33 protein-coding genes are annotated in these 25,157 nt (G+C 61.3%); 1 reads left to right on the forward strand and 32 read right to left on the reverse strand.

Annotation, left to right across the window (positions count from 1 at the left end; translation table 11 throughout):
- Positions 1 to 445: 445 nt before the first annotated feature.
- A complete protein-coding gene (locus EOC83_RS28035; RefSeq protein WP_013531450.1) occupies positions 446 to 1,486 on the reverse strand; it encodes a glutamine synthetase beta-grasp domain-containing protein in 1,041 nt (346 codons plus the stop codon).
- Between the two features lie 316 nt (positions 1,487 to 1,802).
- Between EOC83_RS28035 and EOC83_RS28040 the strand changes: the two genes are divergently transcribed.
- Complete coding sequence (locus EOC83_RS28040) at positions 1,803 to 2,000, forward strand: DUF2735 domain-containing protein (protein ID WP_063168063.1); 198 nt, start codon at positions 1,803 to 1,805, stop codon at positions 1,998 to 2,000.
- A gap of 96 nt (positions 2,001 to 2,096) precedes the next feature.
- On the opposite strand, the gene EOC83_RS28045 is transcribed toward EOC83_RS28040, so the two are convergent.
- From EOC83_RS28045 to rpsS, 31 genes are all read right to left on the reverse strand, one after another.
- Positions 2,097 to 3,986, reverse strand: a complete 1,890-nt coding sequence (locus EOC83_RS28045; RefSeq protein WP_127325999.1) for an MFS transporter — start codon at positions 3,984 to 3,986, stop codon at positions 2,097 to 2,099.
- A 190-nt stretch (positions 3,987 to 4,176) separates the two neighbouring features.
- Positions 4,177 to 4,965 (reverse strand): ATP12 family chaperone protein, encoded by a 789-nt coding sequence (locus EOC83_RS28050; protein ID WP_063168064.1) that lies wholly within the window; start codon positions 4,963 to 4,965, stop codon positions 4,177 to 4,179.
- An 11-nt stretch (positions 4,966 to 4,976) separates the two neighbouring features.
- Complete coding sequence (locus EOC83_RS28055) at positions 4,977 to 5,894, reverse strand: DMT family transporter (RefSeq protein WP_063168065.1); 918 nt, start codon at positions 5,892 to 5,894, stop codon at positions 4,977 to 4,979.
- A 2-nt stretch (positions 5,895 to 5,896) separates the two neighbouring features.
- Positions 5,897 to 6,877, reverse strand: coding sequence for an RluA family pseudouridine synthase (locus EOC83_RS28060; RefSeq protein WP_024505072.1), 981 nt, complete (start codon positions 6,875 to 6,877; stop codon positions 5,897 to 5,899).
- Between the two features lie 62 nt (positions 6,878 to 6,939).
- Positions 6,940 to 7,314, reverse strand: a complete 375-nt coding sequence (gene crcB, locus EOC83_RS28065; protein ID WP_063168066.1) for a fluoride efflux transporter CrcB — start codon at positions 7,312 to 7,314, stop codon at positions 6,940 to 6,942.
- 76 nt (positions 7,315 to 7,390) lie between these two features.
- A complete protein-coding gene (locus EOC83_RS28070; RefSeq protein ID WP_063168067.1) occupies positions 7,391 to 9,049 on the reverse strand; it encodes a hypothetical protein in 1,659 nt (552 codons plus the stop codon).
- 170 nt (positions 9,050 to 9,219) lie between these two features.
- Positions 9,220 to 10,050 carry an aspartyl/asparaginyl beta-hydroxylase domain-containing protein gene (locus EOC83_RS28075; protein ID WP_063168068.1) on the reverse strand — a complete coding sequence of 277 codons (831 nt, stop codon included), beginning with the start codon at positions 10,048 to 10,050 and terminating at the stop codon, positions 9,220 to 9,222.
- Positions 10,051 to 10,221: 171 nt separating this feature from the next.
- Positions 10,222 to 11,529 carry a replication-associated recombination protein A gene (locus EOC83_RS28080; RefSeq protein ID WP_063168069.1) on the reverse strand — a complete coding sequence of 436 codons (1,308 nt, stop codon included), beginning with the start codon at positions 11,527 to 11,529 and terminating at the stop codon, positions 10,222 to 10,224.
- Between the two features lie 48 nt (positions 11,530 to 11,577).
- Positions 11,578 to 13,065: a DegQ family serine endoprotease gene (locus tag EOC83_RS28085; protein ID WP_013531440.1), complete on the reverse strand. Its 1,488-nt coding sequence runs from the start codon at positions 13,063 to 13,065 to the stop codon at positions 11,578 to 11,580.
- 199 nt (positions 13,066 to 13,264) lie between these two features.
- Positions 13,265 to 13,696, reverse strand: coding sequence for a 50S ribosomal protein L17 (gene rplQ / locus EOC83_RS28090; RefSeq protein ID WP_013531439.1), 432 nt, complete (start codon positions 13,694 to 13,696; stop codon positions 13,265 to 13,267).
- Positions 13,697 to 13,800: 104 nt separating this feature from the next.
- Positions 13,801 to 14,811 (reverse strand): DNA-directed RNA polymerase subunit alpha, encoded by a 1,011-nt coding sequence (locus EOC83_RS28095; RefSeq protein ID WP_013531438.1) that lies wholly within the window; start codon positions 14,809 to 14,811, stop codon positions 13,801 to 13,803.
- A 102-nt stretch (positions 14,812 to 14,913) separates the two neighbouring features.
- Positions 14,914 to 15,303 (reverse strand): 30S ribosomal protein S11, encoded by a 390-nt coding sequence (rpsK, locus tag EOC83_RS28100; RefSeq protein WP_006205444.1) that lies wholly within the window; start codon positions 15,301 to 15,303, stop codon positions 14,914 to 14,916.
- 162 nt (positions 15,304 to 15,465) lie between these two features.
- Complete coding sequence (gene rpsM, locus EOC83_RS28105; RefSeq protein WP_013531437.1) at positions 15,466 to 15,834, reverse strand: 30S ribosomal protein S13; 369 nt, start codon at positions 15,832 to 15,834, stop codon at positions 15,466 to 15,468.
- Between the two features lie 210 nt (positions 15,835 to 16,044).
- Positions 16,045 to 16,641 carry an adenylate kinase gene (locus EOC83_RS28110; RefSeq protein WP_013531436.1) on the reverse strand — a complete coding sequence of 199 codons (597 nt, stop codon included), beginning with the start codon at positions 16,639 to 16,641 and terminating at the stop codon, positions 16,045 to 16,047.
- Positions 16,638 to 17,978 (reverse strand): preprotein translocase subunit SecY, encoded by a 1,341-nt coding sequence (gene secY / locus EOC83_RS28115; RefSeq protein ID WP_013531435.1) that lies wholly within the window; start codon positions 17,976 to 17,978, stop codon positions 16,638 to 16,640. Before secY ends, EOC83_RS28110 begins: the two co-directional genes overlap by 4 nt.
- Before the next feature lie 192 nt (positions 17,979 to 18,170).
- A complete protein-coding gene (rplO, locus tag EOC83_RS28120; RefSeq protein ID WP_013531434.1) occupies positions 18,171 to 18,647 on the reverse strand; it encodes a 50S ribosomal protein L15 in 477 nt (158 codons plus the stop codon).
- Between the two features lie 22 nt (positions 18,648 to 18,669).
- A complete protein-coding gene (gene rpmD, locus EOC83_RS28125) occupies positions 18,670 to 18,867 on the reverse strand; it encodes a 50S ribosomal protein L30 (RefSeq protein ID WP_006205449.1) in 198 nt (65 codons plus the stop codon).
- Between the two features lie 24 nt (positions 18,868 to 18,891).
- Positions 18,892 to 19,455, reverse strand: coding sequence for a 30S ribosomal protein S5 (gene rpsE / locus EOC83_RS28130; RefSeq protein ID WP_006333394.1), 564 nt, complete (start codon positions 19,453 to 19,455; stop codon positions 18,892 to 18,894).
- A 148-nt stretch (positions 19,456 to 19,603) separates the two neighbouring features.
- Complete coding sequence (rplR, locus tag EOC83_RS28135) at positions 19,604 to 19,963, reverse strand: 50S ribosomal protein L18 (RefSeq protein ID WP_013531433.1); 360 nt, start codon at positions 19,961 to 19,963, stop codon at positions 19,604 to 19,606.
- A 138-nt stretch (positions 19,964 to 20,101) separates the two neighbouring features.
- Positions 20,102 to 20,635: a 50S ribosomal protein L6 gene (rplF, locus tag EOC83_RS28140; protein ID WP_013531432.1), complete on the reverse strand. Its 534-nt coding sequence runs from the start codon at positions 20,633 to 20,635 to the stop codon at positions 20,102 to 20,104.
- A gap of 89 nt (positions 20,636 to 20,724) precedes the next feature.
- Complete coding sequence (gene rpsH / locus EOC83_RS28145) at positions 20,725 to 21,123, reverse strand: 30S ribosomal protein S8 (protein WP_013531431.1); 399 nt, start codon at positions 21,121 to 21,123, stop codon at positions 20,725 to 20,727.
- A 12-nt stretch (positions 21,124 to 21,135) separates the two neighbouring features.
- Complete coding sequence (gene rpsN / locus EOC83_RS28150) at positions 21,136 to 21,441, reverse strand: 30S ribosomal protein S14 (protein ID WP_013895695.1); 306 nt, start codon at positions 21,439 to 21,441, stop codon at positions 21,136 to 21,138.
- 27 nt (positions 21,442 to 21,468) lie between these two features.
- Positions 21,469 to 22,068: a 50S ribosomal protein L5 gene (gene rplE, locus EOC83_RS28155; RefSeq protein WP_063168070.1), complete on the reverse strand. Its 600-nt coding sequence runs from the start codon at positions 22,066 to 22,068 to the stop codon at positions 21,469 to 21,471.
- Positions 22,061 to 22,375 carry a 50S ribosomal protein L24 gene (gene rplX / locus EOC83_RS28160; RefSeq protein ID WP_013531428.1) on the reverse strand — a complete coding sequence of 105 codons (315 nt, stop codon included), beginning with the start codon at positions 22,373 to 22,375 and terminating at the stop codon, positions 22,061 to 22,063. The genes rplE and rplX overlap by 8 nt, the downstream gene beginning before the upstream one ends.
- A 12-nt stretch (positions 22,376 to 22,387) precedes the next feature.
- A complete protein-coding gene (gene rplN / locus EOC83_RS28165) occupies positions 22,388 to 22,756 on the reverse strand; it encodes a 50S ribosomal protein L14 (protein ID WP_006205457.1) in 369 nt (122 codons plus the stop codon).
- 83 nt (positions 22,757 to 22,839) lie between these two features.
- Positions 22,840 to 23,079, reverse strand: coding sequence for a 30S ribosomal protein S17 (rpsQ, locus tag EOC83_RS28170; protein WP_010909280.1), 240 nt, complete (start codon positions 23,077 to 23,079; stop codon positions 22,840 to 22,842).
- A gap of 11 nt (positions 23,080 to 23,090) precedes the next feature.
- Positions 23,091 to 23,291 carry a 50S ribosomal protein L29 gene (rpmC, locus tag EOC83_RS28175; protein ID WP_006205459.1) on the reverse strand — a complete coding sequence of 67 codons (201 nt, stop codon included), beginning with the start codon at positions 23,289 to 23,291 and terminating at the stop codon, positions 23,091 to 23,093.
- A 13-nt stretch (positions 23,292 to 23,304) separates the two neighbouring features.
- Positions 23,305 to 23,718 (reverse strand): 50S ribosomal protein L16, encoded by a 414-nt coding sequence (rplP, locus tag EOC83_RS28180; RefSeq protein ID WP_013531427.1) that lies wholly within the window; start codon positions 23,716 to 23,718, stop codon positions 23,305 to 23,307.
- Positions 23,719 to 23,745: 27 nt separating this feature from the next.
- Positions 23,746 to 24,471, reverse strand: a complete 726-nt coding sequence (gene rpsC, locus EOC83_RS28185) for a 30S ribosomal protein S3 (protein ID WP_013531426.1) — start codon at positions 24,469 to 24,471, stop codon at positions 23,746 to 23,748.
- On the reverse strand, positions 24,471 to 24,860 hold the full coding sequence (rplV, locus tag EOC83_RS28190; RefSeq protein ID WP_006205462.1) for a 50S ribosomal protein L22: 390 nt from the start codon (positions 24,858 to 24,860) through the stop codon (positions 24,471 to 24,473). Before rplV ends, rpsC begins: the two co-directional genes overlap by 1 nt.
- A 2-nt stretch (positions 24,861 to 24,862) precedes the next feature.
- Entirely contained in the window at positions 24,863 to 25,141 is a 279-nt protein-coding gene (gene rpsS, locus EOC83_RS28195) for a 30S ribosomal protein S19 (protein WP_006205463.1), read from the reverse strand.
- Positions 25,142 to 25,157 lie beyond the last annotated feature (16 nt).

Consider the following 25,157-nt stretch of genomic DNA (forward strand, 5'->3'; position numbering starts at 1 on the left):
AGCCAGGAGCGAGCGGAGCACTGTCTCAGGCTACAGTGACCGCTCGTCCGGCGCCCACGCCAATGCCGCCGTTCAAGAAAACCCCGCCCGTCCGAACAGCATTGCGTGACGTAACCCCAAGGCCAGCGAATACGCATGCCGTAGCGTGATCTGTCAACGCCGCCAGCCGGGTGGCGAATGACCGATTCCGTTGTATGAACAGATGCTTATGGAAGATCCATCGCCCCGGACAAGGGCTGGAAAAAGGCGGTTTTCCGGGCTTTCTGGCGAGTGATCGCCGCAGACCCGCACGGCTGCGGCCGGAACTCACGGGCGATTAGCGACCGCCGGAACTGCCTGACTTTTTCTGGGTATGTTTTACCGGGAATGCAGTCCGCCGGGTAACGGCCAAAAAAGAACCCCGGCGCGAAACGCCGGGGTCCTCTTGTCATACAGTCCGAAACACTTACGCGGCGGCTGAAACCTGAGCGCTTGCCGGAACCGAGGCGATCGTCTTCAGGATTTGCGAGGCGATCTGGTAGGGGTCGCCCTGCGAGTTCGGACGGCGGTCTTCCAGATAACCCTTATAGTCGCTCTTGATGAAGGAATGCGGCACGCGGATCGAGGCGCCACGGTCGGCAATGCCATAGCTGAACCGGTTCCACGGCGCGGTCTCGTGCTTGCCGGTCAAACGCTTGTCGTTGTCCGGGCCGTAGACGGCGATGTGATCCATCAGGTTCTTGTCGAAGGCCGCCATCAGCGCTTCGAAATAGGCTTTGCCGCCGACTTCGCGCATATAGGCGGTCGAGAAGTTGGCGTGCATGCCAGAGCCGTTCCAGTCGGTGTCTCCGAGCGGCTTGCAGTGGTATTCGATGTCGATGCCGTATTTCTCGGTCAGGCGCTGCAGGAGGTAGCGGGCCATCCACATCTGGTCGGCGGCCTTCTTGGAGCCCTTGCCGAAAATCTGGAATTCCCATTGGCCTTTGGCCACTTCGGCGTTGATGCCTTCGTGGTTGATGCCGGCGGCGAGGCAGAGGTCGAGATGCTCCTCGACGATCTGACGCGCGACGGAGCCGACATTGGAATAGCCGACGCCGGTGTAGTACGGGCCCTGGGGTGCGGGATAGCCGCTCTCGGGGAAGCCGAGCGGGCGACCGTCCTTGTAGAAGAAATATTCCTGCTCGAAGCCGAACCAGGCGCCCTCGTCATCGAGGATGGTGGCGCGCTTGTTTGAGGCATGCGGCGTGACACCATCGGGCATCATGACTTCGCACATGACCAGCACGCCGTTGGTGCGGGCGGGATCCGGATAGACCGCAACCGGCTTCAGCACGCAATCGGAGCTGTGCCCTTCGGCCTGCTGGGTCGAGGAACCATCGAAGCCCCACAGCGGCAGCTGCTCGAGTTCAGGGAATTCGGCGAATTCCTTGATCTGCGTCTTGCCGCGAAGGTTGGGGACCGGGGTATATCCATCGAGCCAGATATACTCGAGCTTGTATTTCGTCATTCTAGCCTCTCGTTGCTTGATCACCGAACACTGAACGGCGTCGACATGCGTCTGCCGTCAGCAGCTGGCCTGCCGCACACTTAAAATGCAATTCGTGTGCCATTCTTGGTCCGGAGGGTGCGACAAAATTGACGCGGCATCCACCGGAAGTCGGTGAGCCGCCTAAGCAATGCGCCCGGATCCATCACGGTCCTTATTTGCACAAATAGTGTGCAAATGCTGATCTTTTCATAGGCATATTGCCTAACTTGATTGCAGACCTTATCTTCGGGCCAAGTTGAATCGAAAAGGTTCGGCGGAAGAAAGGAACCCGGCAATGGAAGTCATTTCCACACGACCGTCGGCCAAAATTTTGATGTTCCCGGCGGCAGCACGCCTCTCTGCCTCAAATTTGAGCGGAAAGGCTAAGTTTGCGGCAGAGCTTGCCTCGCTGCGTGGTGCCCGCGCGGATTTCGGCGACGGCTGGTACCATGAGGCAGCCATCGAGGAAGAGGCCCGGGGCCGCAAGAGCTGACACAAAGGGCAGCAGCCCTCGCCAACGAATTGGCCTGAAAAGAAAAAGCCCGGCGCGATCGTTCGCGCCGGGCTTTCTTTTGAACGCTGGGGCTGCCTACTCCTTGGCGTGCAGGTCGGTGCCGAGCGTATCCTTGACGAAGATCATGCCGATGACCAGCGTTATAGCCGCGATCACCACCGGGTACCAAAGGCCATAGTAGATGTCGCCTTTGTAGGCGCTGAGCGCGAACACGGTTGCCGGCAGCAGTCCACCGAACCAGCCATTGCCGATGTGATAGGGCAGCGACATGCCGGTGTAGCGAATGCGGGTCGGGAACATCTCGACCAGGATCGCCGCGATCGGCCCGTAGACCATGGTCACGAACAGCACCAGGATGAACAGGATGCCGATCGTCATTGGCCAGTTCACTGCTGCAGGATCGGCGAACATGGCGAACGCGCCGCCGCCTGGAATGTTGTAGACGGTGACTTCGGGTGCGCCCGCTGCCTCATCGGTGGTCAGCAGCTTGTCCTTGACCGCCTGGTCGATCGGCACCGTCGCCTTTTCACCGGCACGGATGGCAGCGGCGTCCAGCTTCAGTTCCGGGTTGGCGGCAACAAACGCATCGAGCTTCTGGTCCGCAACCTTGGCTGCCGCGCGCTTCAGCGGATAGCCGCCGTCCTGCAGCGACATATTGACGGCCTTGATGAAGGCCGCTTCCTTGGCCTTGGCCTGATCACCGGCGGCGATGGCGTCATAGGACTCGACCGTCTCATTGCCGATTTTGACAGATGCGGGTGTGCCGGCGGCAGCCGTCGACACCACGTCATAGGGAACCGAGTTCTTGGTCAGGAACGAAGTCGCGATATCGCAGGATGTCGTGAACTTCGCCGTGCCAACCGGATTGAACTGGAATTTGCAGTCGCCCGGCGCCGCGGTCACCGTCGCCCTGGTGTTCTGCTGCGCCGTGGCGAGTGCCGGATTGGCAGCCCATGTCAGTGCCTTGAACAGCGGGAAGGTGCAGACAATCGCCAGCGCAAGGCCCGCCATGATGATCGGCTTGCGGCCGATCTTGTCGGAGAGCCAGCCGAAGACGACGAAGAAGATCGAACCGACCGCCAGGGCGACCGCGATCATGATGTTGACCGACTGCGCGTCGACCTTGAGCACGTTGGTCAAGAAGAACAGCGCGTAGAACTGGCCATTGTAGCAGACCACGGCCTGACCGGCTGTGAGGCCGAGCAGCGCCAGCAGTGCAATCTTGGCGTTCTTCCATTGGCCGAAGGCTTCCGTCAGCGGCGCCTTGGAGCCCTTTCCCTCATCCTTCATGCGCTGGAAGGTCGGGGATTCGGAAAGCGAAAGCCGAATCCAGATCGAGATGCCGAGCAGCAGAAAAGACACGATGAACGGAATACGCCAGCCCCAGGCAGCATAGTTTTCCTTGCTCAATGAAGCCTGTACGATCAGGATCACAACCAGCGACAGGAACAGGCCGAGCGTCGCGGTGGTCTGGATCCACGAGGTGTAGTAGCCGCGCCGGTTGTCCGGCGCATGTTCGGCGACGTAAGTGGCCGCGCCGCCATATTCGCCACCCAGAGCCAGGCCCTGCAGCATGCGCAGGATGATCAGGATCACGGGAGCGGCGATGCCCAAAGTGGCATAGCCGGGCAGCAAGCCGACCAGGAAGGTCGATAGGCCCATGATCGTCATGGTGACAAGAAAAGTATATTTACGGCCGACAAGGTCACCGATGCGGCCGAACAGCAGTGCGCCGAACGGGCGCACAAGGAAGCCTGCGGCGAAAGCCAACAGCGCGAAAATGTTGCGGGTCGCTTCCGGAATGGCTGGGCTGAAAAAGGTCGAACCGATGAACACCGCCAGCGAGCCATAAAGATAGAAATCATACCATTCGAAAACGGTGCCGAGCGAGGAAGCGAAGATGACTTTCTTCTCTTCCCGCGTCATGCCGCGGCTTGTTCCGCCGGCGGTCGATGCTATTGCCATTGCGTTATCCTCCCGTGAGACCCGTTCTCAATGCTGCGCGACACTGTCCGCGTTCTCCTCCGAGCACGGACTCAACGACAGCCATTCGGGAAAAATGACAGAAAGCGCCCGCCAAAGGCAGCGCGTCTTTGGGATTATGACTTTGGTATTAGGTGCGCTGCGGGATGAAACCGGGCGAGTTGGGAAACCCCTAGCCCTTGAGCGCTTGCAGCAGGCCGGCGGCAGCCATCATGTCGCGCTTGCGAGCCGCGCGGCGGGCAACGGCCTCCGCATCCTGCCCCCAATGCTCGATCTGCCAGTCCTCGTCGACATGAGCAGCGGCCCAGGCAGCCTCAGCGTCGATCTCGCCGAAATCGACAGCCAGCGCCAGCAGCGCCGAACCGGTCAGCGACGTCATCACATGGATGGCGGCGAGCCGCAGCGGCTCGGCGCGCTGGGCAAGATGGCTGCCCAGCACGGCGATGGTCTCGCGCGGCTGCTCGACATGGATGATGCCCTCGGCCAGATTGAAGCGGGCTCCGAGCGTCCTCGCCCAGTCGATCACCGGATCCCAATGCTGGTTCTGCCGCTCCACCAGCCCTTGCGGCGCGTCGGCGCGATAGCAGGTGAGATCGGATGAGGCAAAGCGCAGGATATCCTCCAGCACCGCCTGCGGGTCGCTGGCGACGCCATCGATGGCCGTGTTGACGAGGCGCATCACCGGCATCTTCACCGGATCGATGGTCTCGCTTTGGGCGGCGAACTCGTCGGCGACGAGCGCGGCTGCTGCCTCGGTCGGCAGCACCAGCAGCGCCTTGCCCGGCGTCCGCACCGGCTTGCCGTCGAGATGCACGGCAAAGCCATTGTCGATAGGTGCCACAGAGGCGGCCTTGTAGAAGCGTTTGGGCAGAGGCGTCTTCATCTGGATCTGGGCGCGGCGCACAGGATCCGGGTCGGAGAGATACTTGCCCGCTTCGAGGTCGTTGAGGATGTCACGCATGAAGGTCTCTCTTACACCGGCGTCAGCTTGCGCGCCGGCCGGTTGACGATGATCAGGCCGGCGGCAATCAGGCCAAGTGCCAGGAAAATGCGCATGGTCAGCGGCTCATTCAAGAACATGGCTCCGCACAGCACGCCGAAAACCGGCGACAGGAAGGTGAAACTGGACAGGCCTGACGCCGGATAGCGCCGCAGCAGCCAGAACCACAGCACATAGGTGAAGGCGACGATGTAGACCGCCTGGAAAAGCAGCGCCAAGGTCGGCAGCACGGTCGGGTCGCGAACGGGCGGGCCGGCGAGAGGCAGCACCAATACGCCCACGATCGCTGCCCCGGCGAGCTGGTAAAGCAGCAGCTTCTCGGCGCTCGCCTCGACCAGCTTCGACCGCTTGATGAGGATGTTGGTCAAAGCCCAGAAGAATCCGGAGCCAAGGCTCAGCAGATCGCCGAACAGCATGTCTCCGCCGCCGCCAAGCTTGTCGGAAAACACCGCGGCAAGGCCGGCAAAGGCCAGCAGCAGGCCAAGGAATTTTCTCAACGTGATCTGCTCGCCGAGCAGGAAATGGCCGCCGAGCAGCATCCAGAACGGCATGGTGTTGACCAGCAGCGTGTTGCGGGCAACGGTCGTATGCTCCAGGCCGACATAGAGGCAAAGGAACTCGATGCCGAAAAGCGCGCCAACCAAGATGCCGGCGAGCAAGGTCCCGTCGCGCGTGAAAAGCGCGATGCCGCGCCACCGGCACCAGGCAAAGACACACATGCCGCCGATGATCGAGCGCGCGATCGACAGGAAAACCGGATCATAGCCAGCGTAGGAGATCTTGGCGGCGACGTAATTCAGCCCCCAGGAAAAGGTCAGCCCGACCATGATCGCGGCGGCGGCCAGGTCGACCGTGTCGCGCCGGTCGAGCGCGTCGGTGGCGCCGCTCACGATCAGTCCTCCGCGCTGGCGTCGTCGAAGCCGATCAGGTTCCAGCTCTGGCGCATATGCGGTGGCATTGGCGCCGTGACATCGATGACGCCCTTGTCGGGATGCGGAATGATGATGCGGCGGGCGTGCAGATGCAGGCGGTTTTGAATGCCCCCGGGAAAGTCCCAATTGGTGTCGGCCTCGAAATATTTCGGATCGCCCAGGATCGGGCAGCCGATGTAGGCGGCATGAACGCGAAGCTGGTGGGTGCGGCCGGTATAAGGCTCCATCTCCAGCCAGGTCATCGTCTGCGCCGCCTGCTCGATGATCCGGTAATAAGAGACGGCGTGGTCGGCGCCCTTTTCGCCATGCGCGGCGACCCGCACGCGGTCACCGTCCGGCGTCGGCTCCTTGATCAGCCAGGTCGAGATCTTGTCCTCGCGCTTGGGCGGCACGCCCTTGACCAGCGCCCAATAGGTCTTCTTGGTCTCGCGGGCGCGAAATGCTTCCGAGAGCTTCATGGCGGCCAGTCGGGTGCGGGCGACGACCAGCACGCCCGAAGTGTCGCGGTCAAGCCTGTGAACCAGTCTGGGCTTCTCGCCCTTCTGGTTGCGCCAGGCCTCCAGCATGTCGTCGACATTGCGGGTGACGCCCGAGCCGCCCTGCACCGCAAGGCCCGCCGGCTTGTTGAAGACGAAAACCTTAGGGTCTTCATGGATCAGCATTTTCGACAGGACATCGGCATCGCCCTGGTTGCGGATCGAGTGGCCGGTCAGCGCACTCTCGCCCTTCTTGTCAACCTCGAGCGGTGGGACGCGAACCATCTGGCCGGGCTCGACACGGGTGTCGGCCTTGACCCGGCCGCCGTCGACACGGATCTGGCCGGAGCGCAGAAGCTTCTGCAAATGGCCGAAACCAAGGCCCGGGAAATGGGTCTTGAACCAGCGGTCGAGCCGCATGCCCGCCTCGCCGGCTTCCACCGTGATCTGTTCAACGCCTGCCATGTTTTTTGTCGCTTATCCGTTTCCCGAGCCAAGCTCGGCCTGTTCTTGGCGCGGCAATAGCACTAAGGCAGGCTTCTTGCGAGCCAAAGTCCCAGAAACAGGGCGATAATGGCGCCAATGACGCTGGCAAGGGCATAACCCAGCGCAGGCAGCGTGGCTCCCCGCTCCCACAGCGTCGCGAAATCGAGCGAAAAGGCTGAGAAGGTGGTGAAGCCGCCAAGAATGCCGGTGGCAACGAACAGCCTGACCTCGTTCGATCCGCCACGGCGCATCATGGAGGCGATGAACAGCCCCATGGCGAAGGAGCCGATGACGTTGATGGCCATCGTGCCCCAGGGATAGTTGGGGCCGACAAAACGCAGCGCGCCGATGTTGGTAAGGTGACGAATCCCGGCACCGATGCCGCCACCGAGGAAGACGAGAAACAGATTGAACATGACCGTTTACTGCCCCCGCAGGGCTGCCCGGTCAATCCCTCGTTGTGGGCGCAACCGCACGGACCAGCCGAGCTCGTCACCACTCAGGCGTTGCCCATCCCGGATATTTTTTCCTGAACTCGTTATAGAGGTCATCGATCTCCGTTTTGCCGATAGGGCGCGCCTGTTCGTAGAGGTAGCCCTTGACGTCGCCGGACAGCTGGTACGCCGCGATGCGCCTGTATGCTGCGCCGATGCCTTTGCCCTCGACAATGTATTGGTCCGGTATCGAGACACAGAGCTGCGCACCCGGCTGCAGATGGGTAACGGGCGGATCGGTCACGACAACGTATTTGGACTTCAACGCCGCCGGTCTGAATCGATCGCGACTATCGACCTGACAAGCCCACTCGATGCGAGGGTAAAGGTCCTTGTCCATTTCATAGAGCAATGAGTCGCTCATGATCCCGCTGGACGCAAATACCGACAACCGGTCCCCAGGTCCCATCTTTCCAAGAAGGTCATCGATAAGACGCCTGTATTCTGGAAGATTGTCGAGTTGCAGCGGGAGCGTGGCTTCCCTGGCAAAGACGTAGCTGATCGGTGACAGCACCTGGCGGCCAATTGGGAAAAAAGTACCGAAAAACGCCAGCACGGCGGCAACGGCTATCGCGGCGTTCGACCATCGCGATCTCAGCGCCGGCATCGAAACGATCGCAACGATTGCCTGGGCGTAGGCAGGAAAAAGCCAAAGAAACATTGGCACCGAATGGTGGCGATCCGGGTCCTGCATGCGGGTGAAGAGGAAGAAGGTAAGTACCGAAGCAACGGCACAGAACAGGGAAAATCTGTTTTGGCGTATGATGGAGATGTAAGCGCCAAATACGATCAACAGCCAGTTCACATAGCTGAGCCGCGATCCTGCCTGGTCAACCTGTGAAACGAAGCTTGTCTTGTATCCGCTGTAAAGGTCGCCATAGCTGGTTCCCAGTATCTTGAGGACCAGGGGTTGCTGGAAGGTCAGCGCGGCTCCGACAACCACGAGGATCACACACAGGCCCCCGACGGCGGCATTGCGGAGTGCCGGGACGTCGCGGTCTTTCGCGACCTGCAGAAAACAGAAGAAGGCCGCGGAAGTTCCGACCCCGATGACGGGATAAGCATACCAGCGGCGCAGCACGAATGCCAACCACAGGCATACGCCGACACGCATGCCGCTGATCACCGGTTCACGGGTCAGGAACCTCGATTTCCAGAGAAAATAGGTTGCCGCGCAAAGCGCGAGACAGCCGGCAATGTCCGGCAACCCACGAAGCGTCGCCGCCCAGAAGGGCGTGTAGAGAAAGGCCGCAATCCATACGGTGAGCCAGCTTCGGCATGAAGGCGTCCCGGTCGCCGCCTCCAGATAGCTTGTTCTGCCGATGAGAAGAGCGGTCGGAACCAGGTAAACAGCGACTATTCCGGCGATGTAGGAAAACCTCGAATCGCCAAAAATGATGTAAAACGGCATCAGCGGCACCAGGATCGCCGCACTGTAGTCGTCGGTGGCGATCGAGGTCCTCAAATGGCTGAGCCACTCGAGAGGGCTCTGAACCAAGAGCGTGCCCTGCCGGCTAAACGTGTCGAAATAGGCAGCGAAGTCCCAGTAATAGACAGGCTGTTCAAGCTCTACATAGATGAGAGCAAGAGCAATTCCCACAAGAGCGGTGCACACATATGTCGTTGCCCAAAATCCGAGAGATTTGTTCTTCGTCACTTGCGGCCGCCAGAAGGAGAAGAGGCAGAACTATCAAAGCCAGCCCGGACTACCGTTTATGCAGCCAGGATCCGTTCCGGCGCATGAGCGGCCGACAAGGATTGGCCAAGTCTCACATGCAGAGCACCCAAACGCTGCCGGCAGGGCCGGCAGCGCCGATTTTCCAAAGCTCAGGTCGTCCCGGCATTCTTCGGCTTGGTCGAACCGATCATTTTCCAGTTCTTGTAGAACATGGAATTGATGCGCTCGACGCTCACCGAGACGATGGCCAGCATACCCGCGATGAGGCGGGGAACCGGCGATGGCCTGATAATGTCCATGAACACGCAGTAGCGGCGGCCGTCATACTCGTTGACCGAGCGATGCAGCAGCGTGTCGTCGAAGATGAACAGCGGATTGTCGTACCAGTAATTCTTGACGTTGCCGCACTCGACGAAAATCTCCGACTTCACCGGGATCAGATTGTAGAGGATGCGCAAGCTGAGCCGCAGCGGGCCGAAATGCCAGGACGTCGATTCGCGCTTGCTGAAGACGGAAACGGCGATGGTCTTGATGTATTTGAAATCCTTGTTGAACTCGGCGACGTTGTCGATCCTGTGCTTGCCGTACCACTGGTAGACATACATGCCGCGCCGGCCGGCGCCGAAATTGGCATCGATATCGGCGATGATCTCATCCTTGCGCGCCTTGAAGATGTCCAGGACCTCGTTGACCTCGCGCTGATAGTCGGCGGGAAACTGCTCCAGCTTCCACACGCCAGGATTTCTGTAGCACAAGAGGTCGACCAGCAGGTTGAACGGCGAAAGCAGCCAGGTGAACAGGCCGTTGCCGAGAAAATAGCCTGAGAACAGCGACAGATCCTTGCGGTCGTTGCGCAGCACGTCGATCAGGCCGCAGACGATGAAGATCGTCGTCAGGATGGGGATGAAATAGAAGCCAAGGGCGAGAAGCGGGATGGCAATGGCGAATTTGCGAAGGGATTTGCGAAGATTTTTTGTCATTTTTCCACGCGCCAAGCGCGATCCTGTTGCGAATGAGGTGCCCAAATCAAGGCAATGGCCACCGCCCGGTCGTGCGCCTTGATAAGGTTTTTTGGGTTACCACACAACGGCCCTGCTACCGCGGCCGGCTGGCTGCCTGCTGGATCTGGTCAATAGCCTCACGCAACCCGGCTATTCCCGCTCTTTGCGCAGCTTTGCCCAATAATCGAGCCGCTTCCTGATATCGCGCTCGAAGCCGCGCTCGGGCGGATCATAGAAGGTCTGGCGACCCATCTTCTCCGGAAAATAATCCTGCCCCGAAAAGGCATCCGGCTCGTCATGGTCGTAGCGGTAGCCCGCGCCGTAATCCTCCTCTTTCATCAGCTTGGTCGGCGCGTTGAGGATGTGCTTGGGCGGCAGCAGCGAGCCGTGTTCCTTGGCGGCCCGCGTGGCGGCCTTGAAAGCGTTGTAGACGGCGTTGGATTTGGGCGCGGTGGCGAGATAGACGGTGGCCTCGGCAAAGGCGAGTTCGCCCTCGGGCGAGCCGAGATAGTCGTAGGCATCCTTGGCGGCATTGGCGACGACAAGCGCCTGCGGGTCGGCAAGGCCGATGTCTTCCATGGCCATGCGCACCAGCCGGCGGCCTAGATAGAGCGGATCCTCGCCGGCATCGAACATGCGTGCGAGATAGTAGAGAGCCGCGTCAGGATCTGAACCGCGTACCGATTTGTGCAGCGCCGAGATCAGATTGTAATGGCCGTCCTGGCCCTTGTCGTAGATTGGCGCGCGGCGCTGGACGATGCGCTGCAGACCCTCGGAATCGAAGACCTCGCCGGGCTTGGCTGCTCGCCAGACTTCCTCTGCCAGGGTAAGAGAGGCGCGGCCGTCGCCATCGCTCATGCGGATGAGCATGGCCCGCGCCTCGTCGTCGAGCGGCAGCGCCCTGCCCTCGGTCTCCTCCGCCCGCGCCATCAGCTTGGAGATGCTCTCCTCGCCAAGCGAATGGAAGACCAGAACGCGCGCGCGTGACAACAAAGCGGCATTCAGTTCGAAGGACGGGTTTTCGGTCGTGGCGCCAACCAGCACGACTGTCCCGTCCTCCATGACCGGGAGGAAACTGTCCTGCTGCGCGCGGTTGAAGCGATGGATCTCGTCGACGAACAGCAAGGTCTGGCGGCCATTGGCACGGCGCAATTTGGCTGATTCGAACACCTTTTTCAGGTCGGCGACGCCGGAAAAGACAGCCGATATCTGCTCGAAGGCGAGACTCGTTTCACCGGCGAGCAACCGCGCCACGGTGGTCTTGCCGGTGCCGGGCGGCCCCCAGAAAATCATCGAGCCGAGCGAGCCGGAACCGATCAACCGGGTCAGCGCGCCGTCAGGCCCCGTCAGATGCTCCTGGCCGACGACCTCGCCAAGGTTCCTCGGCCGCAGCCTGTCGGCCAGCGGCCGCCCAGGCGGCGTCTTTTCCGGTTCATCGACGCTGAACAGATCGGCCATGCACTTCTTTTTCGTTGGAGCATGAGCCCGAATGCACGGAACCCAGCCCTAATAACGCAACACCTGACGCAGTATCTGCCCGCCGCGCTCGACCGTAAAGCGCCACCAGCGCGTATCCGTCTTGGCCGCCAGCTCCAGGGTCGCTGCGGTATCGATGGTGGTGCCGTTCACCTCGCGCACGATGTCGCCCGGCTGGAAGCCGAAATCGGCGGCCGGTGAATCGCGGTTGATGTCGACCACGGTGACGCCCTTGATGTCCGTGCGCAGGCCAAGCCGCTGCGCGAGCCGGGGCGACAGCTCCGCGACCTTGGCGCCCGAGAACGGGCTGCGGCCATGCAGCGTCACCTCGGCAGCCTTCATGCCTTCCGGAGCACGCTCCAGCGCGATATCCATCGCCGCCTGCTGGCCCTTGGTCAGAACCGCGAAATTGGCGGTGGTGCCGATCGACAGCGTCGCCATCCGGTAGTCCAGCGCTTCGATGCTCTCGACCGGCTTGCCGTTGAGCTGCAGCACCACGTCGCCGGGCTTGAGCCCTGCCTTGGCGGCCGGTCCGGTCGCCTCGACCGACGAGACCAGCGCACCGGTCGGCTTCTCCATGCCGAGCGATTCTGCGATCTGCGGCGTCACCGCTTCGAACTCGGCGCCGATATAGGGCCGTTCGAAGAAGTCGAGCCCGGCCTTGGCCGCGTCGGCAAAGGCGCGAACCATGTTCGAGGGAATGGCGAAGCCGATGCCGATCGAACCACCGCTGCGGCTGTAGATGGCCGTGTTGATGCCGACCAGCTGGCCGCCCATGTTGATCAGCGCGCCGCCGGAATTGCCGGGATTGATGGCGGCGTCGGTCTGGATGAAGAAGCTGGAATCGGAGACGCCGATATGGCTGCGGGCCAGTGCCGAGACGATGCCGCTGGTGGTGGTCTGGCCGACGCCGAAAGGGTTGCCGATGGCCAGCAGCAGGTCGCCGACCTCGAGCGCGTCGGAATCGCCGATGGCAATGACCGGAAACGGCTTGTCCGAGGTGATCTTGAGCACGGCAAGGTCGAGAGTCTCGTCCTTGAGCAGCACCTTGCTGTCGAACTCACGCCCATCAGCGGTCGCCACCTTGACCCGGTCGGCATCCTTGATGACGTGGTAATTGGTGACCACGACGCCGGTCGGATCGACCAGCACGCCGGAACCCAGTGAAGACTGCGCACGCGGCTGCGAGCGGCCGAAGAATTCCTCGAAGAACGGATCACCGTCGAAAGGCGATGTCACCTTGGCGGTCTGCGAGGCATAGACGTTGACCACCGCCGGCGCCGTCTGCTTGACCAGCGGCGCAAACGACAGCTGCACCTCCTCGCGGCCGAACGGCACGCGCTTGTCGGGACCGGACGTCGCGTTCTCGCCCTCGACGCCATGCAGCAGGTCGGTCAGCACATCGGACAGGCCGGGATCGGTCTTGGTCTCCTCGGCCAATGCCTGCCTGACCACCGGTGCGGCCGCAAACGCCATGATGGCGAAAAGCAGAACAAAGGGCAGTCTTCTGGCGCGCATTCGCGAATCCTCCAAGGCAAGTTCGGGGGCATTGTCCCGACGATTGTGCAAAATGAAAGGCTAAGCCGCTGAAATCCGACTATTTTGGGCCAAAACCCCAGGGGCATGCCCGGAAATCGGATTCCGGCGCGGTTTGCTGCTTTCAGAAAACAAAAAGGGGCCCGCAGGCCCCTTTGAACTCATTTGGGAAAACCGAGCCTTATGCGGCTGCGGCGTCCGCATCAGCGCTTTCGGCCTCGATGCGAGCGCGGTCGCCGGCGCCCTTGGCCGAGACGTCGCGATCGACGAACTCGATGACAGCCATGGCGGCGTTGTCACCGTGACGGAAGCCCGCCTTCATGATGCGCAGATAGCCGCCATTGCGGTTGGCGTAGCGCGGCGCGATGGTGTCGAACAGACGCTTGACGACGCCTTCATTGCCGATCTGGGCAATGACCTGGCGGCGGGCGTGCAGGTCGCCACGCTTGCCGAGCGTCACCAGCTTCTCGACGATCGGACGCAGGTCCTTCGCCTTCGGCAAGGTTGTGACGATCTGCTCGTGCTCGAGCAGCGACACGGCGAGGTTGGCGAACATCGACTTGCGATGGCTAATGCTTCGGGCGAAGCGGCGGCCTTTGAAACCGTGGCGCATGGCTCTTTTCCTTCTTCAGTTGTTCAAGAGGCCGCGGCCTCTGATGGTTTTCCGCATGACCGTCGGATCGAGCGGCCCACGCCGCCGATCCTTGGAATTCATGCTCAATATTGGTCTTCGTAACGCTTAGCGAGGTCTTCGATGTTTTCCGGCGGCCAGTCCGGCACTTCCATGCCGAGGTGCAGGCCCATCGCCGCCAGAACTTCCTTGATCTCGTTCAGCGACTTGCGGCCGAAGTTCGGGGTGCGCAGCATCTCGGCTTCGGTCTTCTGGATCAGGTCGCCGATATAGACGATGTTGTCGTTCTTCAGGCAGTTGGCCGAACGCACCGAAAGCTCGAGTTCGTCGACCTTCTTGAGCAGCGCCGGGTTGAAGGCGAGCTCGGTGACGGCCTCGGCAGCGACTTCCTTCTGCGGCTCGTCGAAGTTGACGAACAGGCCGAGCTGGTCCTGCAGGATGCGGGCGGCGAAAGCCACTGCGTCCTCGCCGGTGATCGAACCGTCGGTCTCGATCGTCATGGTCAGCTTGTCATAGTCGAGAACCTGGCCCTCGCGGGTGTTCTCGACCTTGTAGGAGACCTTCTTGACCGGCGAATAAAGGCTGTCGACCGGGATGAGGCCGATCGGCGCGTCTTCGGCGCGGTTGCGGTCGGCCGGCACGTAACCCTTGCCGGTGTCGACGGTGAATTCCATGCGGATTTCAGCGCCTTCGTCCAGCGTGCAGATGACGTGGTCGGGGTTGAGGATCTCGACGTCGCCAACCGTCTGGATGTCGCCGGCAAGAACCGCACCCGGTCCCTGCTTGCGAACGACCATGCGCTTGGGACCATCGCCTTCCATGCGGATGGCGATTTCCTTGATATTCAAGACGATGTCGGTCACGTCCTCGCGCACACCGGCGATGGACGAGAATTCATGTAGAACGCCGTCGATCTGCACGGCGGTAACAGCCGCACCGCGCAGCGAAGACAGAAGCACGCGGCGCAGCGCGTTGCCCAGCGTCAGGCCAAAGCCACGCTCGAGAGGCTCGGCGACCAGCGTGGTCAGCGTCTTCTTCTTCGACGAGAACTCGATCTTGTTCGGCTTGATCAGTTCCTGCCAATTTTTCTGGATCATGATGCTTTCCTTCCGTTGACCCGCCACCATCCAATCGTGGCGGGCGACCTGGAATGCCGCGGAGGAGCGCCCAAGGGCGCTCGCGCGGCGTTCGGTAAATGCTTAGACGCGACGCTTCTTGCGCGGGCGGCAGCCATTGTGCGGGATCGGCGTCACATCACGGATCGAGGTGATGGTGAAGCCGGCCGCCTGCAGGGCGCGCAGTGCCGATTCACGACCGGAGCCGGGTCCGCAGACCTCGACTTCGAGCATGCGCATGCCGTGTTCCTGGGCCTTCTTGGCAACATCCTCGGCAGCCATCTGGGCAGCGAACGGGGTCGACTTGCGCGAACCCTTGAAGCCCTGAGCACCGGCAGACGACCAGGCAATCGAATTGCCCTGCGCATCGGTGATGGTGATCATCGTGTTGTTGAAGGTCGAATTGACGTGGGCAACGCCCGACGAGATATTCTTGCGTTCGCGACGGCGAACACGAGCGGCTTCCTTGGCCATGATAGTCCTTTCAGTTGATCTCTACACCGCCGTAATGCCAGCGGCTCCACCTTCGTAAGGGAGTAGGGGAATAGGGCAGCAAGGGAGTAGGGAAAAACGCGACCCGACTGGCGGGCATTCCCTACTGCCTTACTCCCCTACTCCCTTATTCCCCTAAAAAAATTACTTCTTCTTGCCGGCGATCGACTTGGCCGGGCCCTTGCGGGTGCGCGCATTGGTATGCGTGCGCTGGCCGCGGACCGGCAGCGAGCGGCGGTGACGCAGGCCGCGGTAGCAGCCGAGGTCCATGAGCCGCTTGATGTTCATCGAGACTTCGCGGCGCAGGTCGCCTTCAACCTGGTAATCGCGGTCGATGGTCTCGCGGATCTGCAGCACTTCCGCGTCGGTCAGCTGGTTGACGCGGCGCTCGGCCGGGATGCCGACCTTGTCGACGATCTCCTGGGCGAACCGCTTGCCAATGCCGTGAATGTACTGAAGCGCAATGACAACGCGCTTGTTGGTCGGAATGTTGACGCCGGCTATACGAGCCATGTTCTTCCCTTCTCCATGTGGGCCGGCCAATCCTCAAAAACAAGGTAGGCTCGGCGCTGTCTTAAGTTGCCCCGCGTCCGGTGGAGGCCGGCCCATGCGGGAGTTTCCAGTTCAATGCGGCTGCCTTGCCCTTGCGGACAAGCAAAGCTCATGCCTGATAGGAAGACGGGCCGCCATACCGCAGCGAACCGCCTCCGTCAAGTGCAATCGTTAATTTCCCCGCACCGCGTCCTTGAGCACCGCTTCGATCTGTTCCGTCACGGCGTCGATATCGGCCATGCCATCGACACTGCGGAGCTTGCCCTTGGCATAGTAGTAGCCAATCAGCGGCGACGTCTTCTTGTAGTATTCCCTCAGGCGCTCTTCGAACACGGTCGGATTGTCGTCCTTGCGAACGGGAAGGCCGGCGGCCTGCGCCTCGTCGGCGCGTTTGACGATCCGGCCAACCAGGGCCTTGTCGTCGACCACGAGTTCAATGACGGCGTCGAGCCCCTGCGAGCGATCCGACAGCATCTGCTCGACCGCATCCGCCTGCACCAGGGTCCGCGGATAGCCGTCGAGGATGAACCCCTTGGCGCAGTCGGGCTGATCGATACGCTCAGCGACGATCGCGTTGACGATCGCGTCGGACACCAGTTCACCGGCATCCATCACCGCCTTGGCGCGCTTGCCAACCTCGGTGCCTGCCTGGACGGCAGCACGCAGCATGTCGCCCGTCGAGAGCTGGGGTATGCCGTGTTTTTCTACCAGTCTTTGTGCTTGCGTCCCCTTGCCCGCTCCTGGCGGCCCAAGCAATATCAACCTCATCTGGCTTTCTTCCCCCCGCGCAGCTTCGACTTCTTGATCAGGCCTTCATACTGGTGCGCGATCAGGTGACCCTGAATCTGCGCAACCGTATCGAGCGTGACACTGACCACGATCAGAAGCGATGTGCCACCAAGGTAGAACGGTACGCCAGTCGCCGAGATCAGGAACTCCGGCAGCAGGCACACCAGCACCAGATAGATGGCGCCGACGACGGTGATGCGGGTGAGAACGTAATCGATATAATCGGCGGTGCGCTCGCCCGGACGATAGCCCGGGATGAAGCCCGAATGCTTCTTGAGCTGGTCGGCGGTGTCCTTCGGGTTGAAGACAATCGCGGTGTAGAAGAAGGCGAAGAACACGATCATCGCCGCATAAAACAGCATGTAGAGCGGCTGGCCGTGGCCGAGCGAGGCGAGCACGGTGCTTGCCCACGCCGGCAGGTTCGTCGTCTGCGAGAAGCCGGCGACGGTGGCCGGCAGCAAAAGCAGCGACGAGGCAAAGATCGGCGGAATGACGCCCGACGTGTTGAGCTTCAGCGGCAGGTGCGAGGTATCGCCCTGGAACATCCGGTTGCCGACCTGGCGCTTTGGATACTGGATCAGCAAGCGGCGCTGGGCGCGCTCGAAGAACACGATGAGCGCAATGACGACGATAGCCAGCACGATGATCGCCAGGATCAGGCCGGTCGACAGCGCGCCGGTGCGGCCAAGCTCCAGCGTGCCGGAGATGGCGTGCGGCAGGCCGGCGACGATGCCGGAGAAGATGATCAGCGAAATACCGTTGCCGATGCCGCGGGCGGTGATCTGCTCGCCCAGCCACATCAGGAACATGGTGCCGCCGACCAGCGTGACGACGGTCGAGATGCGGAAGAACATGCCGGGGTCACTGACGATGCCGTTGCCGCCTTCCAGACCGACCGAAATGCCATAGGCCTGAACCAGCGCAAGCAGCACGGTGCCGTAGCGCGTGTACTGGTTAATGACCTTGCGGCCCTGTTCGCCTTCCTTCTTCAGCGCTTCCAATGACGGGATGACCGAGGTCATCAGCTGCATGATGATGGAGGCGGAGATGTAAGGCATGATGCCGAGCGCAAAGATCGCCATGCGCTGCACGGCGCCGCCGGCGAACATGTTGAACATGCCGAGCACGCCCTTGCTCTGCGAAGAGAAGGCCTGGGCGAAGGCGTCGGGATTGATACCGGGAAGCGGGATGTAGGTGCCGAGGCGATAAACCAGCAGCGCGCCGATCGTGAACCAGATGCGCTTCTTCAAATCCTCCGCCTTGGCGAAGGCCGAGAAATTCAGATTCGAGGCTAATTGTTCAGCAGCCGAAGCCATGCCTGATTCTCCGCTTGGTAACGCTTGATGGCCCTGAGGTCAGGCGGCGCGTTTCACCGAAGCTCACGAGATAAGCTCCGGGCTCTAAACATGCAAGCGGCCGCGTTGACGCGGCCGCCTCGTTGAGCAGATCAAAGCGAAATCGTGAGCAAAAACGGATCCCACTCCTGCCGATCGCGCTTCAAATTGCCGTTACTCGGCAGCTGCTTTTTCCTGCGGCAGCTTGACCGAACCGCCGGCCTTTTCGATCTTCTCGATCGCGGCCTTGGAGGCGCCGGCGACGTCAAAGGCGAGCTTCGCCTTGATCTCGCCATCCGAGAGGATGCGCACGCCGTCCTTGACGCGGCGGATGACGCCGGCGGCAACCAGCGATTCAGCCGTCACGGTTGCCTTGGCGTCGAGCTTCTTGGCGTCGATGGCCACCTGGATGCGGGCCAGCGACACGACGGTGAAGCTCTTGGCGAAGATGTTGTTGAAGCCACGCTTCGGCAGGCGCCGGTAGAGCGGCATCTGGCCACCCTCGAAGCCGTTGATGGCGACGCCGGAGCGCGCCTTCTGGCCCTTGACGCCGCGACCGCCGGTCTTGCCGGAGCCGGAGCCGATACCACGGCCGAGACGCTTCTTGGAGTGCGTCGCGCCGTCCTTGTCACGCAGATCGTTGAGTTTCATCTGACTTCTCCTGCGCTCTGGCTCAGCCCTCGTCCACGACGCGGACGAGATGCTGGACGGCAGCGATCATGCCGCGCACGGAGGGCGTATCTTCCAGCGTGCGCTGCTTGTGCATCTTGTTGAGGCCGAGGCCGACCAGCGTCGCGCGCTGTTCCTTCGGACGGCGGATCGGCGAACCGATCTGCTCAACGGTGATGGTCTTGGTTGCTTTCTTGGCCATGGTCAAAATCCCTGGTCAGATCGACTATTCTTCAGCCGCAACGGCGGTGCCGCGGCGGGCCTGAAGGGTCGAATACTTGATGCCGCGAGCAGCAGCCACATCCTTGGGATGCATCTGGCTCTTCAGCGCGTCGAAGGTGGCGCGAACCATGTTGTAGGGGTTCGACGAACCCATCGACTTGGCGACCACGTCATGCATGCCGAGCGTCTCGAAGACAGCGCGCATCGGGCCACCGGCGATGATGCCGGTACCTTGCTTGGCGGCGCGCAGCAGCACGCGTCCAGCACCCCAGCGTCCTTCGACGTCGTGATGCAGCGTACGGCCCGAGCGCAGCGGCACGAAAATCATGTCGCGCTTGGCCGATTCAGTTGCCTTGCGGATAGCTTCCGGCACTTCGCGCGCCTTGCCGTGACCAAAGCCGACGCGGCCCTTCTGGTCGCCGACGACGACGAGTGCTGCAAAACCGAAGCGACGGCCGCCCTTGACGACCTTGGCGACGCGGTTGATGTGGACGAGCTTGTCCACCATGCCGTCATCGCGTTCTTCACGATCGCGGCCGCGGCCGCCATCCCTACGTTCCTGTGCCATATCCTGTTCCTTGTTTTTTTCCGGAAGCACGGTTGCTGATAAGATCCGGTGCCTCGCCCCGATTAAATCGGGAAACGGTCACCGGGGGCGAAATCATTTCCTTCGCATAATCTTTATCCGAAAAGTCTGCAACTTTTCGGGATCATGCTTAGAAGCTCAAGCCACCTTCGCGGGCAGCCTCGGCGAGCGCCTTGACGCGGCCGTGATAGATGTAAGCGCCGCGGTCGAAGACGACTTCCTTGACGCCGGCCTTGGTGGCGCGCTCGGCGATCAGCTTGCCGATCGCGGTGGCGGCAGCGGTGTCGGCGCCGGTCTTGAGCGAACCCTTGAAGTCCTTCTCGAGCGTCGAAGCGGCGGCGATGGTGTGGCCCTTGGCGTCGTCGATGACCTGCACATAGATGTTCTTCGACGTGCGGTGAACCGACAGACGCGGACGCTCGCCGGCGACCTTCTTGATCTGACGACGGACGCGCTGCGCGCGGCGCTGCGTGGATTCCTTGGTACCCATGATGGTCTTCCTTGCCTTCAAAAAACGGGGGCCGCCATATGCGGTAGGCGAAAGCGCCTCCCGCGACCGCTCCCCGCGGCGTTACACTCTTGGCTTGGCCCTTTCCGAAAAGTCTTCAACTTCTCGAGGCCAGGCCTACTACTTCTTCTTGCCTTCCTTGCGGACGATCTTCTCGCCGGCGTAGCGGACGCCCTTGCCCTTGTAAGGCTCGGGACCACGATACTCGCGGATCTCGGCCGCAACCTGGCCGACCTGCTGCTTGTCGATGCCGGCCACAGTGATTTCAGTCGGCTTCGGCACGGTGATGGTGATGCCCTGCGGCGTCTCATAGACGACGTCATGGCTGAAGCCAAGCGCCAGCTGCAGGTTCTTGCCCTGAAGTGCCGCGCGATAGCCGACGCCGGTGATCTCGAGCTTCTTCTCGAAACCGTCCTTGACACCCTGCAGGATGTTGACGATCTGCGTGCGCGACATGCCCCACTTGGAGCGGGCGGTCTTGGTCTGGTCGCGCGGCTGGACAGCGATCTCGCTGCCTTCCATCTTGACCAGCACTTCGTCGTTCACCACGAACTTCAGCTCACCCTTGGGGCCCTTCGCCGTCACGGTCTGGCCGTTGACGGTCGCGGTCACGCCCTGCGGCAGCGAAACGGGTTTCTTTCCAATACGAGACATTTTGTTGTCCTCGTCACTTCTCTTGTTTCAGGTCTCTGTCTTCGGGAACGATCCGAAGACCGGATTCCACTTTGCGGTCAACTGCCAGATCAGAAGATCTGGCAGAGGATCTCACCGCCGACGTTCTGTTCACGTGCTTCATGGTCGGCCATCACGCCCTTCGGTGTCGAAAGGATGGCGATGCCGAGGCCGTTTGCGACCTGCGGAATCGACTTGGCCGAAACATAGACGCGGCGGCCTGGCTTCGAAACGCGGGCGATTTCGCGCACGACCGGCGCGCCGTCGAAATACTTCAGCTCGATCTCGATTTCGGACTTGCCGTTGTCGAAGTCGGTCTGGCTGTAATCGCGGATATAGCCTTCAGCCTTCAGCACGTCGAGGACGCGGGTGCGCAGACGCGAAGCCGGCGTCGAAACGCTCGACTTCTTGCGGCCATACGCGTTGCGGATGCGGGTCAGCATATCGCCGAGAGGATCGCTCAATGACATGTTATGTCCTCCTTACCAGCTCGACTTGACCAGGCCCGGGATCTGGCCGTTATTGCCGAGATCACGAAGCGCGATGCGCGATACTTTGAGCTTGCGATAGTAGGCGCGCGGACGGCCGGTGACTTCGCAGCGGTTGCGGATGCGGATCTTGGCCGAGTTGCGCGGCATGGCAGCAAGCTTGAGCTGAGCGCGGAAACGCTCTTCCATCGGCTTGGACTGATCCATGATGATCGCCTTGAGCGCAGCCCGCTTGGGACCGTACTGGTCGGCAAGCTTGCGGCGCCTGTTGTTCTTCTCGACTGAGCTGGTCTTTGCCATTTCAGATTTTTCCTTTTCTCGCTGCCGTTACTGGCGGAAGGGGAAGTTGAAGGCCTTGAGCAATGCCCTGGCTTCGTCGTCCGTCTTCGCAGTCGTACAAACGATGACGTCCATGCCCCAGATCTGATCAACCTTGTCGTAGTTGATCTCCGGGAACACGATGTGTTCCTTGATGCCCATGGCGTAGTTGCCACGGCCATCGAAGCTCTTCGGATTCAGTCCGCGAAAGTCGCGGACGCGCGGCAGTGCGATGTTCACGAGGCGGTCGAGGAACTCATACATCCGTTCCTTGCGCAACGTGACCTTGGCGCCGATTGGCATCTTCTCGCGGACCTTGAAGCCGGCGATCGAGTTGCGGGCGCGGGTGACGACGGCCTTCTGGCCGGCAATCATCGCCAGGTCTTCGGCCGCGATCGAAGGCTTCTTCGAATCGGCGGTCGCTTCGCCGACGCCCATGTTCAGCACGATCTTGTCGATGCGCGGAACCTGCATCTCGTTGTCGTAGCCGAACTGTTCCTGCAGCGCCTTGCGGATGGTCTCGTTGTAGACCTGCTTGAGGCGCGGCGTGTTCTGAGCCTTGGACTGTTTGCTTTCAGCCGTGGGCTTCGTGGTTTGAGCCTTAGCCATTGATGACTTCTCCCGAGCGCTTGGCGACGCGCACCTTCTTGCCGTCCTTCTGGAAGATGAAGCCGACGCGGGTCGGCTTGCCATCCTTGGGGTCGGCCAGCGCGATGTTCGACAGCTGGATCGGCGCTTCCTTGGTGATGATCCCGCCCTCTTGGGACTGGGACTGCTTCTGGTGACGGCGGATCATGTTGACGCCGCGCACCAGCGCGGTGTCTTCCTTCGGCTGTACCGAGAGGACTTCGCCCGAACGGCCCTTGTCCTTGCCGGCCAGCACGACGACCTTGTCGCCTTTTCTAATTTTTTGCATTGGTCCGGCTCCTTACAGCACTTCAGGCGCGAGCGAGATGATCTTCATGTGGTTCTTGGCGCGGAGTTCGCGCGGAACCGGTCCGAAGATACGCGTGCCGATCGGCTCTTTCTTGTTGTCGACGAGAACGGCCGCGTTCTTGTCGAAACGGATCACGCTGCCATCCGGGCGGCGAATGTCCTTGGCCGTGCGAACCACGACCGCCTTCATCACATCGCCCTTCTTCACGCGGCCGCGCGGAATGGCTTCCTTGATCGACACCACGATGATGTCGCCCACGGAAGCGTATTTCCGCTTCGAGCCGCCCAGCACCTTGATGCACATGACACGACGGGCGCCGGAATTATCCGCGACGTCGAGGTTTGTTTGCATCTGAATCATGACTGGCCGCCTTCTTCTCTTCTAACGGGATGGGCTCAAAGCCCCTCCCCGGTCTGTCCAAAATTCGTTGTTTACGCCCGAGGTCAGGCTTGGTCCGAAGACACGACGATCCAGCGCTTGTCCTTGGAAATCGGCTTCGATTCCTGGATGAACACCTGATCGCCAACCTTGTGGGCGTTGTTCTCGTCGTGCGCCTTGTACTTCTTGGTCATGCGCACGGTCTTCTTCATCACGGGATGCGTGAAGCGCCGTTCGACCTTGACGACAACCGTCTTCTCGTTCTTGTCGCTGACGACGGTGCCCTGCAGAATGCGCTTTGGCATGGTTTTCGTCCTTAAGCCTTCTTAGCCGCGGACTTTTCCGCAGCGATGGTCTTGATACGCGCAATGTCCTTACGAACCTGTCTCACGCGCGCGGTCTTCTCGAGCTGGCCGGTGGCCTTCTGGAAGCGCAGGTTGAACTGCTCCTTCTTCAGGCTGGCCAGGTCGTCGGTCAGCTGGTCCTGGGTCTTGGTCCGGATGTCTTCGGCTTTCATGATCAGCCCGTCCTTATTCTGCGATGCGCTGCACGAAGCGCGTCTTGACCGAGAGCTTGGCCGCGCCGAGACGCAGTGCCTCACGGGCGGTTTCTTCATTGACGCCGTCGATCTCGAACATGATGCGGCCTGGCTTGACGCGCGCCGCCCAATAATCGACCGCGCCCTTGCCCTTACCCATGCGGACTTCGGTCGGCTTCGAAGTGACCGGCACGTCCGGGAAAATACGGATCCAGACGCGACCAGCGCGCTTCATTTCACGGGTGATCGCGCGGCGGGCCGCCTCGATCTCACGTGCGGTGACGCGGTTCGGCTCAAGCGCCTTCAGCCCGAAACCACCGAAATCCAGGTTGGTGCCGCCCTTTGCGGTACCATGGATACGGCCCTTGAACTGCTTGCGGAACTTTGTGCGCTTTGGCTGCAGCATCGTTCTAACTCCAAATTCCTAAATGTCTCAGGCGTTTTCGCGACGACGACCGCGTTCGCGATCACCACCACCGCCATGCGCTGCATCGCTTTCGCTGGCCCGACGCTCCGAAGCCATCGGGTCATGCTCAAGGATCTCGCCCTTGAACACCCAGACCTTGACGCCGCAGATGCCATAAGCCGTGTGCGCTTCGGCCGTACCGTAGTCGACGTCCGCACGCAGCGTATGCAGCGGCACGCGACCTTCGCGATACCATTCCATACGCGCGATCTCAGCGCCGCCGAGGCGGCCGGCGCAGTTGATGCGGATGCCTTCGGCACCGAGGCGCATCGCCGACTGAACGGCACGCTTCATGGCGCGGCGGAACGCGATACGACGCTCGAGCTGCTGGGCGATCGACTGGGCGACCAGGGTCGCGTCGATCTCCGGCTTGCGCACTTCAACGATGTTGAGGTGCGTCTCGGACTTCGTCATCTCCATCAGCTTCTTGCGAAGCTTCTCGATGTCGGCGCCCTTCTTGCCGATGATCAGACCCGGGCGCGCGGCATGGATGGTGACGCGGCACTTCTTGTGCGGACGCTCGATCACGACCTTCGAGATGGCAGCCTGCTTGAGCTCCTTCTCGAGATACTTGCGGATCTTGATGTCCTCATGCAGCAGCTTGCCGTACTCGCCGGTGTTCGCGAACCAGCGCGAATCCCAGGTGCGGTTGATGCCGAGGCGAAGACCGATCGGATTGACTTTCTGGCCCATTATGCGGCCTCCCCTTTTTCTTCGACTTCACGAACGACGATCGTGAGGTGCGAGAACGGCTTCTCGATACGGCTGGCGCGACCGCGGCCACGGGCATGGAACCGCTTCATGACGATCGACTTGCCGACATAGGCTTCCGCCACGATCAGCGCATCGACATCCAGGTCGTGGTTGTTTTCCGCGTTGGCGATTGCCGATTCCAGCGTCTTCTTGACCGTGCCGGAAATCCGCTTGGCCGAGAATTCGAGATCGGAAAGCGCTGTCGCGACCTTCTTGCCGCGGATCAGCGCGGCAACCAGGTTCAGCTTCTGCGGGCTGATACGGATCGTGCGCAATACGGCGCGCGCTTCGTTATCAGCAAGCCTGCGCGGAGCTTTGGCCTTGCCCATGATTATTTCCTCTTCGCCTTCTTATCCGCGCCGTGACCGTAATAGGTCCGGGTCGGAGCGAATTCACCGAACTTGTGACCGACCATGTCCTCGTTCACCGAGACGGGAACATGCTTCTGGCCGTTGTAGACACCGAAGGTGAAGCCGACGAACTGCGGCAGGATGGTGGAGCGACGGCTCCACATCTTGATCACCTCATTGCGACCACCTTCACGAACCTTGTCCACCTTCTTGAGAAGGTAGCCGTCAATGAAGGGGCCTTTCCAAATCGAACGAGTCACTTGGCGTTACCTCTTC

The organism is Mesorhizobium sp. Primo-A (assembly GCF_003997175.1).
GTDB lineage: Bacteria > Pseudomonadota > Alphaproteobacteria > Rhizobiales > Rhizobiaceae > Mesorhizobium > Mesorhizobium ciceri.